This is a genomic window from Citreicella sp. C3M06, from assembly GCF_018860705.1.
Lineage (GTDB): Bacteria > Pseudomonadota > Alphaproteobacteria > Rhodobacterales > Rhodobacteraceae > Salipiger.
Genome location: NZ_JAHKQA010000021.1, coordinates 23,230 through 37,090 on the forward strand (window position 1 = coordinate 23,230; position 13,861 = coordinate 37,090).

14 protein-coding genes are annotated in these 13,861 nt (G+C 65.8%); 6 read left to right on the forward strand and 8 right to left on the reverse strand.

Translation table 11 applies throughout. From position 1 onward, the window contains the following. Nucleotides 1-141: 141 nt before the first annotated feature. Genes KO516_RS04765 through KO516_RS04780 form a run of 4 tightly spaced genes read left to right on the forward strand, consistent with a single transcriptional unit; the run spans nucleotide 142 to nucleotide 4,007 of the window. Nucleotides 142-1,242, forward strand: coding sequence for an ABC transporter substrate-binding protein (locus KO516_RS04765; protein WP_216002669.1), 1,101 nt, complete (start codon nucleotides 142-144; stop codon nucleotides 1,240-1,242). Between the two features lie 46 nt (nucleotides 1,243-1,288). Then, the gene (locus tag KO516_RS04770; protein WP_216002670.1) at nucleotides 1,289-2,176 is read left to right on the forward strand and encodes an ABC transporter permease subunit; all 888 of its coding nucleotides are present in this window, start codon (nucleotides 1,289-1,291) and stop codon (nucleotides 2,174-2,176) included. Continuing rightward, nucleotides 2,173-2,961, forward strand: a complete 789-nt coding sequence (locus tag KO516_RS04775) for an ABC transporter permease (RefSeq protein ID WP_216002671.1) — start codon at nucleotides 2,173-2,175, stop codon at nucleotides 2,959-2,961. The genes KO516_RS04770 and KO516_RS04775 overlap by 4 nt, the downstream gene beginning before the upstream one ends. Next, nucleotides 2,961-4,007 (forward strand): ABC transporter ATP-binding protein, encoded by a 1,047-nt coding sequence (locus KO516_RS04780; protein WP_216002672.1) that lies wholly within the window; start codon nucleotides 2,961-2,963, stop codon nucleotides 4,005-4,007. The genes KO516_RS04775 and KO516_RS04780 overlap by 1 nt, the downstream gene beginning before the upstream one ends. Nucleotides 4,008-4,150: 143 nt before the next feature. Here KO516_RS04780 and KO516_RS04785 read toward each other — a convergent pair whose 3' ends face one another. The 5 genes from KO516_RS04785 to KO516_RS04805 are packed head-to-tail and all read right to left on the reverse strand — an operon-like array spanning nucleotide 4,151 to nucleotide 8,698. Beyond that, nucleotides 4,151-4,675, reverse strand: a complete 525-nt coding sequence (locus KO516_RS04785) for an NAD(P)H-dependent oxidoreductase (RefSeq protein WP_216002673.1) — start codon at nucleotides 4,673-4,675, stop codon at nucleotides 4,151-4,153. 2 nt (nucleotides 4,676-4,677) lie between these two features. After that, nucleotides 4,678-5,991 carry an NtaA/DmoA family FMN-dependent monooxygenase gene (locus KO516_RS04790; RefSeq protein WP_216002674.1) on the reverse strand — a complete coding sequence of 438 codons (1,314 nt, stop codon included), beginning with the start codon at nucleotides 5,989-5,991 and terminating at the stop codon, nucleotides 4,678-4,680. Between the two features lie 19 nt (nucleotides 5,992-6,010). Then, nucleotides 6,011-6,763 carry an ABC transporter ATP-binding protein gene (locus tag KO516_RS04795; protein ID WP_216002675.1) on the reverse strand — a complete coding sequence of 251 codons (753 nt, stop codon included), beginning with the start codon at nucleotides 6,761-6,763 and terminating at the stop codon, nucleotides 6,011-6,013. A 1-nt stretch (nucleotide 6,764) separates the two neighbouring features. Further along, nucleotides 6,765-7,580, reverse strand: a complete 816-nt coding sequence (locus tag KO516_RS04800) for an ABC transporter permease (protein WP_216002676.1) — start codon at nucleotides 7,578-7,580, stop codon at nucleotides 6,765-6,767. A gap of 47 nt (nucleotides 7,581-7,627) precedes the next feature. Further along, complete coding sequence (locus tag KO516_RS04805) at nucleotides 7,628-8,698, reverse strand: putative urea ABC transporter substrate-binding protein (RefSeq protein WP_216002677.1); 1,071 nt, start codon at nucleotides 8,696-8,698, stop codon at nucleotides 7,628-7,630. A 142-nt stretch (nucleotides 8,699-8,840) separates the two neighbouring features. Between KO516_RS04805 and KO516_RS04810 the strand changes: the two genes are divergently transcribed. Continuing rightward, entirely contained in the window at nucleotides 8,841-9,446 is a 606-nt protein-coding gene (locus KO516_RS04810) for a TetR/AcrR family transcriptional regulator (protein WP_216002678.1), read from the forward strand. Here KO516_RS04810 and KO516_RS04815 read toward each other — a convergent pair. Further along, nucleotides 9,443-10,084 carry a phosphoribosyltransferase gene (locus KO516_RS04815; RefSeq protein WP_216002679.1) on the reverse strand — a complete coding sequence of 214 codons (642 nt, stop codon included), beginning with the start codon at nucleotides 10,082-10,084 and terminating at the stop codon, nucleotides 9,443-9,445. The genes KO516_RS04810 and KO516_RS04815 overlap by 4 nt on opposite strands. A gap of 45 nt (nucleotides 10,085-10,129) precedes the next feature. Between KO516_RS04815 and KO516_RS04820 the strand changes: the two genes are divergently transcribed. Continuing rightward, nucleotides 10,130-11,278, forward strand: a complete 1,149-nt coding sequence (locus KO516_RS04820; protein WP_252737401.1) for a M20 aminoacylase family protein — start codon at nucleotides 10,130-10,132, stop codon at nucleotides 11,276-11,278. Here the strand turns inward: KO516_RS04820 and KO516_RS04825 are convergent. After that, nucleotides 11,259-12,995 (reverse strand): adenine deaminase, encoded by a 1,737-nt coding sequence (locus tag KO516_RS04825; protein WP_216002681.1) that lies wholly within the window; start codon nucleotides 12,993-12,995, stop codon nucleotides 11,259-11,261. The genes KO516_RS04820 and KO516_RS04825 overlap by 20 nt on opposite strands. After that, a complete protein-coding gene (locus KO516_RS04830; protein ID WP_216002682.1) occupies nucleotides 12,992-13,861 on the reverse strand; it encodes a nucleoside hydrolase in 870 nt (289 codons plus the stop codon). Before KO516_RS04830 ends, KO516_RS04825 begins: the two co-directional genes overlap by 4 nt.

Here is a 13,861-nt window from a genome sequence, read left to right on the forward strand (position 1 = left end):
CAACCCCCAACCGCTGTCGTCAAAAATTCTCTTGCGTAGACTCGCCGATCACGCCCAGTCTCGCCGCAGGGCCAGCCCCTCATCGCCAGACGGGGCCGCGCCATTATTTTTGACAGGCAATTCCTCAAGGGGGGGACGTTGATGCACCTCAAGTCGATTCTCAGCAGCACCGCCATTTTCGCCATTCTTTCCAGCACGCCGCTTTACGCTCAGGACATGGATGCTCTGGTCGCCGCCGCCACCGAAGACGGCATGCTCTCGACCATCGCGCTGCCGCATAGCTGGTGCGGCTATGGCGACGTCATCGCCGGGTTCAAGGCGAAATACCCCGATATCGATGTCAACGAGCTGAACCCCGACGCGGGCTCTGCCGACGAGCTGGAAGCGGTGCGTGCCAATCAGGGCAACACCGGCCCGCAGGCCCCCGATGTGCTGGATGTCGGCTTTGCCTTCGGTCCGCAGGCCAAGGACGAAGGCCTGACCATGGAATACAAGGTGGCGACATGGGACACGATCCCCGACAGCGCCAAGGATGCCGATGGCCATTGGTACGGCGATTATTACGGCGTGCTGTCCTTTGTGGTGAACAAGGATCTGGTCGAGAATGTGCCGCAGGACTGGGACGATCTGCTCAAGCCCGAATACGCCAATGCCGTGGCGCTGGCGGGCGATCCGCGCGCCTCGAACCAGGCGATCCTTGCGGTGATGGCCGCTGGCATGGCGGCGGGCGGCGAGGCAGGCAAGGCCTCGGGCGATGCCGGTCTTGAATTCTTCAGGCAGCTCAATGAAGCGGGCAATTTCGTCCCGGTGATCGGCAAGGCGGGCACCATTGCGCAGGGTGCGACCCCCATCGTCATCGCGTGGGATTACAACGGCCTTGCATGGCGCGACACGCTCGAAGGCAACCCGCCTCTCGAGGTCGTGGTGCCCGCCTCCGGCGTCGTCGCTGGCGTTTACGTGCAGGCGATCAGCGCCTATGCGCCGCAGCCCGATGCCGCCAAGCTGTGGATGGAATATCTCTATTCCGACGAAGGTCAGCTCGGCTGGCTGGCAGGCTACTGCCACCCGATCCGCTTCAACGACCTCGCTGCCAAGGGCGCCATCCCGCAGGAGATGCTGGACGCGCTGCCCCCGGCGGCAGCCTATGAAAAGGCCGTCTTCCCCAGCCTCGACGAGCAGGCCGCGAACAAGGAAGCCGTGACCGCCGGATGGGACAGCGTCGTCGGCGCCAACGTCCAGTAAGCCCTTTTGCCCCGCCCGGTACCGTCCGGGCGGGGCATTCCAGCGCATGACCGTATCCCCAGACACCCCCGCCAAACAGGCGCGCAGAACCGGGTTGCCGCTTGGCTGGCTTGGCCTTTTGCCGTTTGCGCTGTTCGCGCTGCTGTTCCTGATCCTGCCGACGATGAACATCGTCGTCGGTGCGTTCCAGACCCCGGATGGCAGCCTGACCTTTCAGAACATCGCCAACCTGTTCCAGCCGTCGATCCTGTCGGCCTACTGGATCTCTATCCGCATCTCTTTTGCCACGGCGCTGCTGGGCTGCGTCATCGGCTTCGGCATCGCCGCCGCGGTGACGCTTGGCAATCTGCCCGCCGGGCTGCGCGGGCCGGTGATGACCTTTTCCGGCGTTGCGTCGAATTTCGCCGGGGTGCCGCTGTCCTTTGCCTTTATCGCGACGCTGGGGCGGCTTGGCCTTGTCACGGTGCTGCTGCGCGAATGGTTCGGCATCAACCTGTATTCACTCGGCTTCAACCTGCTCAGCTTCTGGGGCCTGACGCTGGTGTATCTGTTCTTTCAGATCCCGCTGATGGTGCTGATCGTCACCCCGGCGCTGGACGGGCTGCGCCGTGAATGGCGCGAGGCGTCGGACATCCTTGGCGCCACCGGGGCGCAATACTGGCGCATGGTGGCGCTGCCGATCCTGACGCCAACACTGCTGGGCACCTTTGCGTTGCTGTTTGCCAACAGCTTTGGCGCGGTGGCGACGGCCTACGCGCTGACCGGATCGTCGCTGTCGATCGTGCCGATCGTGCTGTTCGCGCAGATCCGCGGAGACGTGCTGCAAGATCCGCATCTGGGCTATGCGCTGGCCTTCGGCATGATCGTGGTCACCGGCATCGCCAACGGGCTTTATGTCTGGCTGCGCGCCAAGACCGAAAGGTGGACCGTATGAAGCCGAAACTCTGGTCGTGGCTGGTGTTTCTTATCGGCTTTGCCTATTTCGCGCTGCCGCTGATCGGCACGCTGGAATTCTCGCTGCGCAAGCGGCGCGGGGAATATTCGCTCGATGCCTATGCGTGGGTGTTCGAAGACCCGCAATTCCGCGAGACCTTTGGCTATTCGGTGGTGATGGCGCTGCTGACCATCGTCTTCGGGATGCTGCTGGTGGTGCCGACGGCCTATTGGGTGCGGCTGAAATACCCGCGCCTGCGCCCGCTGTTCGAATTCATCACCCTGCTGCCGCTGGTCATCCCGCCCATCGTCATCGTGTTCGGCTATATCCGCCTGTACAACACCTCGTCCTTCCTGCCGATGACCGGCACGACCTTCGGCACCAACATGCTGCTGATGTTCGGCTACGTGACGCTGTCGCTGCCATATATGTACCGCGCGGTGGATACCGGGCTGCGCACCATCGACGTGCGCACCCTGACCGAGGCGGCGCAAAGCCTCGGGGCAGGGTGGGTGACCATCATCGGGCGGATCATCCTGCCCAATGTGCTGATCGCGGTGATGTCGGGGGCGTTCGTGACCTTTGCCATCGTCATCGGGGAATTCGTGCTGGCGGCGCTTCTGAACCGGCCCGCCTTCGGCCCCTACATGCAGCTGATCGGGGCCAATCGCGCCTATGAACCGGCGGCGCTGGCGGTGATCGCCTTTGCCATCACTTGGTTCTGCATCGGGCTGATGCAACTGGCCAGCCGCATGACCCCCCAATCCAGAGCCAAGAGGTCCTGATGTCCTTCCTTTCGCTGGATCAGCTGCGCAAATCCTTTGGGGCCACGCAGGTGGTCAAGAACTTCAACCTCGACATCGAGCAGGGCGAATTCGTCTCGCTGCTCGGGCCCTCGGGCTGCGGCAAGACCACGGTTCTGCGGATGATCGCGGGGTTCGAAAGCCCCTCGCATGGCGTCATCCGCATTGGCGATGCCGACGTGACCGCGCGGCGCCCCAACCAGCGCAATGTTGGCATGGTGTTTCAGGCCTACGCGCTGTTTCCCAACCTGACGGTGGCGCAGAACGTCGCCTTCGGCCTGAAGGTCAAGGGCGTGGGCAAGGCACAAAGCGCCGCGCGGGTGGCCGAGATGCTCTCGCTGGTCGGCCTTGGCGACTTCGGCAAGCGCTATCCGTTCCAGCTCTCGGGCGGGCAACAGCAGCGGGTGGCGCTGGCGCGGGCGCTGGCGGTGCAGCCGCAGGTCTTGCTGCTGGACGAGCCGCTCTCGGCGCTCGATGCCAAGATCCGCGTCAGCTTGCGGGAAGAAATCCGCGAGATCCAGCAGCGCCTTGGCATCACCACGGTCTTCGTCACCCATGATCAGGAAGAAGCCCTGAGCATGTCCGATCGCATCGTCGTCATGCATGGCGGCATGGCGCAGCAGATCGGCGCCCCGCACGAGATCTACTCCAGCCCTGCCAATCGCTTCGTGGCGGAATTCGTCGGGCGGCTGAACGTGCTCGATGCCGAGGTCACCGATGCTGCGCAGGGGCACGTCAGCGTTGGCGGCATCGAAATACCGACCGGCAGGCCGCTGACGCCGGGCACTGTGCCGCTGGCGCTGCGCCCCGAGGCCATCAGCCTCGGCCCCGCGCCCGGCCACGATATCAGCTTCACCGGCACCGTGACCGAGGTGCAGTTTCTCGGCTCGGTGATCCGGGTCGGAACACATATGGGCGGCGCGCCTGTCTTGCTCGATACGTTCAACCGCACCGGGCGCCGCCCGCCGCAACTGGGCGAAAAGCTGGAGTTCAGCTTCAACTCAAAGGGCGTCATCCTTCTGGAATGATCCCCCGCCCTTCATCTTGCCCGTTAAACTCCGGGGGGGCCGAAGGCGGGGGCAGCGCCCCCACATTTCTTCGCAAGAAGAAATCCCTCGACGCATAACAATCCGCGGGTCGCCCGGGTCAGGGCACCGCGCGGATGTCGGCCTCAGCCCCGCGCCAACGTCATCCCATGCGCCGCGCCAAGCAGGCGGAATTTCTCCCGCTCAACGAACTCTGCCGCCACGCTGTTCGGCCCGTCCAACAGGCTGCTCACCACGTAAAGCGACGAGGTCGGCATCGACGCGCCAAGCTCCTGCAATACCGGGCGCAGGGTGAAATCGGGGGCCAGCGAATGCGCGTCCGAGCCGCCGGTGAACACCGGGATCACCACTTGCCCGAACAGCTCGCCCGCCTTGAACTGGTCGAGAAAGCTTTTGAGCAAGCCGGTCATCGCGGCCTTGTAGGTCGGCGTTGCGATCACCACGAAATCCGCGCCCAGCACCTGCGCCTTCAGTGCAGCCACATCCGGGTCGCCCCAGCCGAACAGCTTGGGCGCAACCGGTGCCAGCTCCAGCACCTCGGCAGGGGCCTCCTTGTCCAGCAGCCCGGCCAGCGCCGCGCCAAGATCCAGCGCCAGCTGGCTGGTGCGCCCCCCCGCAGAGGGGTTTCCAGAGATCAGTACAATGCTCATGATCAGAAATCCGTCAGGTTGTCGCGCAAAAGCTGGTGGGTGTATTCGGTCCGCACTAGCCCGCGGCGTTGCAGTTCGGGCACCAGCCCGTCGGCGATTTCCACCAGATAGCGTCGTCCGACCCGCAGCACCGGGGTGGTGATCAGGAAGCCGTCGCCGCCAACCTCGGCCATGGCTTCGCCCATCTTGTCGGCCACCGAAGCCGGCGTGCCGATCAGCTCCAGCGAGGACACAAGCCCACCGCCCTGCGCCGCTGCCAGCTCGCGCAGCGTCTTGCCGCTGCCCCATTGCTGGAACTTGTCCAGCGTGCCGCTTTCACCATTGGTTTCCAGCTTTTCCGGCAGCGGCTGGTCCAGATCGTATTGCGAGAAATCGATCTCGGTGATCGCGGAAATCGACGCCAGCACATCGTTGCAGAAATGGTCCGAGGTGGTCTCGCGGACGTATTTCGCCTGCGCGTCCTCTTCGGTTTCGCCAAGGGTCGGGGTGATGCAGAAGAACACCTTGATCTCGTCGGGGTCGCGCCCCAGCGCAGAGGCGCGCGCGCGAATGTCATCGCGGAACGCCTTCATCCCCTCGACCCCGTTGGCCACCGACACGATCGCATCGGCGTGCTGCGCTGCGAAATCGCGCCCGCGCGGCGAGGCACCGGCCTGCACATAGACCGGGCGATGCTGCGGCGAAGGCACGGTGTTGAGCGGCCCGCGCACCTTGTAATACTTGCCCTCGTGATCGATGGTCCGCACCTTCGAGGAATCTGCATAAACGCCGTTTTCGCGATCCAGCACCACCGCATCGGCATCCCAGCTGTCGAACAGCTTGTTCACCACGTCGATGTATTCATCCGCCATTTCATAGCGCTGTTCGCGGGGGGGCAGCTTGTCCATGCCGAAATTCTGCGCCGCCAGATCCTCAGCCGAGGTCACGACGTTCCAGCCGAACCGCCCCTTGGTCAGGCTGTCGATGGTCGAAGACAGCCGCGCCAACATGAACGGCGGGTAGGCCAGCGTCGACATGGTGGCGACCACGCCGATCTTGGATGTCGCCATGCCCATCGCCACCGCCAGCGGCGCGGGGTCATGTTTCGGGGCCATCATGCCATTGGCCAGCGAATACTTGCGGTCGGAGCCAAAGGTCTCGGGCACCATCAGCTTGTCTTCGATCATCAGGAAATCGAAACAGGCGCGTTCCAGCGTCTGCGCCATTTCCACGTAGAACTGCCCGTCCCACGGATAGCCGCCCTGCCCAAACGGCGCGCGCCACTCATCCGGGGTGAAGTTCATGAACCATGCGAGGTGAAAGCGTTTGTCGGTCATTTGAGCCTTCCTTCAGGAGTCAGCCAGCGGCGCGGGCAAGTTGCCGCGCGAGCCGGGGTTTTGCGTCGAAATCGGATGTGATGATCGACCCGTAGCGATGCGGCGCGTGCGGATCGTGCCGCCGCTTGTCCACCGCGATCACACGGGTGCCAAGGTGGAACGCCTCGGACAGGTCATGGGTGATCATCACCACGGTCATCTGGTGTTCGCTCCACAGCTCAAGCACCAGCTTGTGCATGGCGCGGCGCGTGCCGGGGTCAAGCGCGCCGAACGGCTCGTCAAGCAGCAGCACCTTGGGGTTCATCATCAGCGCCTGCGCGATGGCAAGGCGCTGTTGCTGCCCGCCCGAAAGCTGCGCGGGGTACAACGCCGCGTGCCCGCCAAGGCCGACCCGGTCCAGCATGTCCTGCGCGCGCGCCTTCAGCAGCTGACGTGCCTTGCCGAACAGCCGCCCGGTAAAGGGGGCCGCCTGCCATTCCGGCCCGGTCATCACATTGCCGATCACCGTGCGATGGGGCAGCACCGAATAGCGCTGAAACACCACGCCCCGGTCCGGCATCGGCTCTGGCGCGATGGGCGCGCCGTCGATCAGGATGCGGCCCGAACTCGGCGCTTCCTGACTGAGCAGCATCCGCAGCAGCGTTGTCTTGCCCGCGCCGGACGGGCCGACCACGGCAAGGAATTCATTGTCCTCGATCGTCAGCGACAGGTTCTCAAGCACGATGGTGTCGCCATAATGCTTCGAGACGTTCTCGAATTCGATGAGCGCCATGTCAGCCGCCCTCCTTGAAACGTGTCCATGGAATGGCGTCATGGGTGCGGCGCAGCGCGTAATCCATCGCAAAGGCCAGCAGGGTGATCCACAGCACGTAGGGCAGGATCACATCCATCGCGAGATAGCGGCGCACAAGAAAGATGCGATAGCCAAGCCCCGCCTCGGCGGTGATCGCCTCGGCGGCGATGACGAACAGCCATGCCGCGCCCAGCGACAGGCGCACCGAGGAAATCAGCCGCGGGAACACCTGCGGCAGCACCAGCCCAAGGATCATCTGCCAGCTTGATGCGCCCAGCGTCTGCGCCTTGACGATTTGCTCGCGCGGGATCTCGGCCACCCGCAACATCACGTCGCGGATGATGAAGGGCGCGATGCCGAACACGATCAGCACGGTTTTCGACAGCTCGCCAAGCCCAAACAGGATGAACAGGATCGGCAGCACCGCCAGCGGCGGGATCAGCGAAAACGCGGCAAAGAACGGCTCGAACAGCGCGCGCAGAAACGGGATGAACCCGACCAGCACGCCGATCACCAGCCCGATGAGGGCGGAAATCCCAAGGCCCACGCCAAGCCGCGCAAGGCTGGCCCATGTGTCGGCCCAGAACAGCCGGGTGCCGGTGGCCCGGTCGATATCGAACATCAGCCGCGACATGGCCGAGGTAAAGGCGTTCAGCCCCGGCATCAGCTTGTCGGGCCCGTCAGCGCCGCGCGCGTCGGCGGCAAACGCATAGATGGCAATAGCCAGAATGAAAGGCAGCGCGCCCATCAGGATCTTCATCCTGCGGGACGGGTGCCGGTTGATCACGCGGCGCATGGCATGTCCTTGCAAGGGGCGCCCCTGTCTCAGGGCGCCCGTAGGGGTCAGATGTCGCCTGCGGCGGCCATCTCGGCGAAGCTGGCGTCAAAGCGCAGCTTGACGTTGCCCGGATCGCCCAGCGTGGTGCCGCCAACCTCGATGCCGATCTCGTCGACCGATGCCGCGCCCGCGCCGAACAGCCCTTCGTCAAAGCTGAAGGTGCGCACCTTGTCCATGATCTCCACCGAGCTGTCGGCGCTCAGGAACGCCGCCGCATCGCCGGGGGTGTAGAAGAAATGCGTCTGGTCGGCCTGTCCGGCAAAGCCTGCAAGGTCTGTGCCCATGGCCGATGCCATGATCTCGTGCATCGGGCCATCCTTGGCCTCTTCGCCCTGCATCACCGCCATCGCCTCGTACCATGCGCCGGTGACGGCCTTGCCGAATTCCGGGTGCTCGGCCAGCGTGTCGGTGCGGGCGATGAACACGTCCATGATCTCGCCGGGGATCTGCGAGCTGTCGAACAGCACCTTGCTCTCGGGCACCTGATCCAGCATCTCGGCCACGATGGGGTTCCAGCTGGCGGCGTGGTTCATGCTGTCCTGGGTGATGAAGGCCGCGCCGATTTCGGCGTCCGAGATGTTGACGGTCTTGACCCGCCACGGCTCGTCGATGCCGGCCTCGGCCAGCGCGCGGTTCAGCAGGTAATGCGACACCGAATATTGTAGCAGGTAGACCTCGTCATCGAGCAACGCCTCGACGCTGTCGACCGAGCGCGACAGCAGCGCGTCGTTGCCGTCGGAATAATCCGTCACCAGAAAGATCGAGGTGTCGACCCCGCCCGCCGCCGGCATGGTCAGCGCGTCCATCCCGGCCACCGCGACCGCATCAAGATCGCCCGCGATGAACTGGTTGATCGAGCCGACGTAATCGTTGATCTGAATGAGCTCGACGTCGATGCCGTATTTCTCGCCCCATGCGTCCATCAACCCTTCGGCCTTCATGTAGGCCAGCGGCATGAAACCGACATAGACCACGTACCCCACTTTGAAGGTTGGTTTGTCTTGCGCAGCGGCAGGCGATGTAAAGGCGATGGCCGCGGCGGTGCCGAGCAGGGCAAGGGTCGTGGGAAAGCGCATGGGCAAGGGTCCTCGGGAAGCTGTTCGCGTTAACTCATCGCCCTACTGAGCGAGCGCTTAGTTGCGAAATCAAGCTTTTCCCGCACATCTTTTTGCTGTTACCAATCGTTTGATCAGTAATGCAGCAAGAGAGGCCCCGATCATGGCGAAAGCCGCCAAGCGCCAGCGCATGGACCCCACCGCGCGCCGGGTGCAGATTCTCGAGGCAATGCTGGCGCTCTGCGAAAAACAGCATTTCGCGGCGATCCCGATGCGGCGGCTGGCCGCTGAATGCGGGGTCAACATGGCGCTGCTCTATCATTACTTCGACAGCAAGGAGGCGCTGGTGCTGGCTGCCCTGCGCCACGCCATCGACGATTTCATCGTGCAGTTCGAGGATCTGCCGGTTGATCCTGACGCACCGCTGGGCGCGGCGGATGCGTGGTTCGAGGCCAATATCGAGACCGCGCCGCGCCTTGTGCGCATGGTCAAGCTGATGAACGATTTCGCCTCGGACGGGCACCGCGATCCCAAGGCCTCGGCCATGGTCGATGAATTCTACGCCCGCGAGCGCGACACCCTGTGCGCCGCGATCCGCACGGGCATTGCGCAGGGGCGGTTCCGGGCGCTGGATGCGGATCGCACCGCGTGGCTGACCTCGATCGCCATCGACGGCATCTTCTTTGGCGGCCCGGCGCGCAACGATTACGATTTCGCCGGAAATCTGCGGGCGTTGCGCGCGCAGCTGCTCGAGTCGCTGGCGCCTTAGCGCCAGCCTTGCGGTGTTTCGCTCAGCAGGGGCGTGTCGAACACGCCTTCCAGCGGTGGGCCTTGCAAATCGCGCCAGCGCTCGGTCTGGCGCATCGCGACGCCCATGACCACGGGCGTGCAGCCGACGCCCTGCAACAGCGCCAGCCCTGCCGTCAGCGATGCGCCGGAACTGGCCACATCGTCGATCAGCGCCACCCGGCGGCGTTCCAGCAGCGGCACCATGCGCGGATCGAGATACAGCCGCTTGTCGGCCCCCGGCGAGGTGATCGAGCGCATCGGCACCGACAGCGCCTCGTCGTACCAGAATTTGCGCGATGTCCCGAGCGGCAGCATGCGCGCATGCCCAAGCCGCGCCGCCACCTGCCGCGCAAGGCCCAGCCCCAGCGTCGGCAGGCCGATGACCACCTCGGGCTCATAGGGGCGCAGGCGGGTGGCAAGCTGTTCGGCCAGCGTTTCCTCGACCTCGAAACTCGCCTGATTGAGGATCAGCGAGGCGATGCCCTTGCCCTCGCCAAGCGCCCGGATCGGTAGCCAGAGCAAGCGCCCGTCGGGCATCTGTGCAGGATAACGATCGTGCCAAGGCGATGAGGGGGCAGGGCCGGGCGCAAACTCCTGCCAGAAGTGATGGGACAACATGTTTTCGACTTTCCGCTTTAGTCTCCGGGGCGTAGCATGGCCGGCATGACAAAGCACCCCGATTTTGACCTCCCCGCCCTTGTCGCGCTGCGGCGCGATCTGCACGCCCACCCGGAACTGGGTTTCGAAGAACATCGCACCGCCGCGCTGGTCGCGGAGCGGCTGCGCGCGCTGGGCCTTGAGGTGACAACCGGCATCGCGGGCACCGGCGTTGTCGGCACGCTGCGCGGCACCGGGCGCGCCATCGGTCTGCGCGCTGACATGGATGCGCTGGCGATGCCGGAAAGCTCGGGCAAGCCATGGGCTTCGACCGTGCCGGGGCAGATGCATGCCTGCGGTCATGACGGGCACACCAGCATGTTGCTTGGCGCGGCCGAGGTTCTGGCCGCCGCGCCTCCGGGCATCACGGTGCATTTCATCTTTCAGCCCGCCGAAGAGGGGCGCGGCGGCGCCAAGGCCATGGTCGAGGCCGGGCTGTTCCAGCAATTCCCCTGCGACATGGTCTTTGGCCTGCACAACATGCCGGGGCTGGCCTGCGATGAAATGGCGGTGGTGCCGGGGCCGCAGCTGGCCAGTTCCGACAGCTGGACGCTGACCCTGCGCGGCGAAGGAACGCATGGGGCCAAGCCGCATCTGGGCCGCGATCCGATCCCGGCGGCGGGGATGTTCCTTGCGGGGCTGCAAACGGTGACCGGGCGCATCGTCGATCCGCTGCAACCGGCGGTGGTCAGCGCCTGTTCGCTGCGCGCTGGCGATCCCAAGGCGCTCAACGTGATCCCCGATGTGGTCGAGATCGGCGGCACCGCGCGCGCCTATACGCCGCAGGTGCGCGATCAGCTCGAAGAGGGCATCGGCCGACTGGCCCACGGCATCGCGGCGGCGCAGGGGCTGGAGGCCGAGTTTACCTTCATCCGGCGCATTCCGCCGGTGGTGAACGAGGCGTCGGCGACGCAGGTGGCGCTGGCCGCCGCACGGCGGGCGCTGCCGAAGGTGCGCACCGAATTCCCGCCGTCGACCGCTGGCGACGATTTCGCCTTTTTCGCGGGCGAAGCGCCGGGCTGCTATGTCTGGCTTGGCAATGGCCCGGCGCAGGATGGCGCGCTGCATCACAACACCGGCTATGATTTCAACGACGCCGCCCTGCCGTCGGGCGTTGCCTTCTGGGTGGCGCTGGCTAGAGAAGCGGCGTCGTAAGCAGCCGTCCTGCCTGCGGGTCGGCGATGCCCAGATCGGTCTGGTGCGGCCCCTTGTTGCAGGCCAGCGTCGCCCCGACGAGGGCCTTGAACACGAGGTAGGGCGGCTGCCAGTCGACCACCTCATCCATGGCGCGGCGCAACTGTTCAAGCGCCTCGGCAACCTCGGGCAGCGGCGCTTCGGACACGAGGCCTGCCACCGGCAGCGGCAACAGCGCGCTGACCTTGCCCTGCGTTGCCACCGCCATACCGCCGCCGCAGGCGATCAGCGCATTGGCCGCCGCCGCCATGTCGGCGGGGTCTGCGCCAAACACGGTCAGGTTGTGGCTGTCATGGCTGACCGTGGTGGCAAAAGCGCCGCGCCAGTCGCCCCAGCCGGTCAGCAGGCCGACCCTTGGCACGACGGGCACGCGCCCATGCCGGTGCAGCACCGCGATGCGGGTTGCGCCCTTGGGCAGCAGCACGCGATCATCTGCAACCTGCGCGTCGATCTCGCCCCATTGGGTAAAGCGGGGCCGGTCGATGCTGGCAAGCCGCGCCTGCGGGCCGGGCGCCGCGATTTCAAAGCTGTCGGGCGTCACCGGGGGCAGCGCCATGCTGCCGCGCAGTCGCGCCGGGATCGGCAGGGGCGCGGCCTCGCGCAGCGGCGCGCCGTCCACCAGCACGGTGCTGGCGCGGAAATCCTCCAGCGCTTTGGTCAGCACGATGTCGGCCCGACGCCCCGGCGCGATCAGCCCCAGATCGGTGCGCCCCAGCTTGACCGCCGCGTTATAGCTCGCCGCCTGAAGCGCCCAGAGCGGCGGCAGCCCGTAACCGATCATCCGCCGCAGCATGTCATCAAGGCCGCCTGCGCGCAGCAGATCGTCGGGGAAGGTGTCGTCGGTGCACAGGGTCAGCGTCGGCGGCAGCTGTGGCAGCGCCGCCAGCGCCTGCGCGATCTCGGGCAGCAGGTGATCATGCGAGCCGCGCAATTCGATCCACAGCCCGGCGCGCAGCTTTTCCATCAGATCTTCGGCCGAGGTCAGCTCGTGATCCGAACCGATCCCCGCCGCGACAAAGGCTTGCAGTTCGGCCCCGCTCAGCCCGCGCGCATGACCGCAAAGCGGCTTGCCCGACTCCAGCGCCGCCGACAGGATGCCGCGCATCCGGGGCGCGCGGGAAATCACCGCGCCCATGTCCATGACTTCGGCCAGCCCGTGCATGTCGCCCCGGGCGAGCAGCGCAGCGATCACCTCGCCGTCGAAATCCGCGCCGGCGGTTTCGTATCCCGGCGCCGAGGGCACGCAGGACGGCACCAGCGGCAGCAGCCGCGCGCAGGCGTTGGCGGCGGCATCGGCGGCGTAATCCAGCCCCTCGACCCCGGCCACATTGGCAAATTCATGCGGGTCCCACACCATCGTCGTCACCCCGCGCGGGGCGACATGGGCGGCGTAGGTTTCCGGCGTGATCATCGAGCTTTCGACATGCATATGCGTGTCGATCAGCCCCGGCGCGGCGATCAGGCCGCTGGCGTCAAGCACCCGGGCCGCATCGCTGCGTGTGCCGGGCGCGTGGACCGACGCAATCATCGGCCCGATGATGCCGATATCGGCCGGGCGCAGCTCGTGCAGCAACACATCGGCGATGCGCGCCCCGGTGATCAGCAGGTCAAACGGCGCATCGCCGCGTGCGGCGGCGATGGCGCGGTCGCGCAGTTCGGCAGTGTTCAGATCGCTCATGATGTCTCCCATAGTGCCGACAGGCACAGATCGCGCACCGCATCGGCATCAAGCCCGGCAATGACACGATGCGCCCCGTGCGGCGCGACGATGGTCTGGCCCAGACGTTCGGCATCGTGCAGCTCGATGCTCAGCGATACGTCGGAGAGGCTGAACAGCCGGGGCGCGACCAGCAGCGCCGCCGCAACCGGGTCATAAAGCGCCATGCCAGAGCGCCCGCGCGACAGCCCGATATCCAGATAGCCGCCCATAAGATCGCGCATCGGCTGCGGCAGGGGGGCGATGTGCTGTTCCTCGATCACCACGCGGCGGCAAGGTTCGAGATCGACCATGTCGATCGGGATGCCGCGCGAAAGCAGCACCGCCAGCGCCTCGGGGTCGGCGATGGCGTTGAATTCCGCATGTTCGGTATGATTGCCGCGCCCGGTCGCGCCGCCCATCCATGTGATGCAGCCTATGTTGGCGCAAAGCTCGGGGTGGGCCAGCACCAGCGTCGCAAGGTTGGTCAGCGGCCCCAGCGCAAGGATCTGCGCATCAGAGTGCCCGTCGAGCCAGCCTGCCAGCGCCGGCAGGGCCGGGGCGAGCGGGCGGTCTGGAACCTCTGGCAGACGCGCGCCGCGTGTCGGCTGGCCGCTGGCGCCAAGGATGCGCTCGGCGGTCTCGGTCTCGCCAAGAATGGCGCAATCGGCGCCTTGCACCGGATCGGGCCAGCCGAAGGCTGCGCAGGCGGCCAGCGCGTTGGCGCGCACCGCCGGGATCTCGGCGCAGCCAAAGACAAGGCTGATGCCGTCGATCCCCAGCCGCTGTGCCAGCAGCAGCGCGGCAAGGTCATCGACCCCCATGTCGGTATCAACCCAGATGCCCAT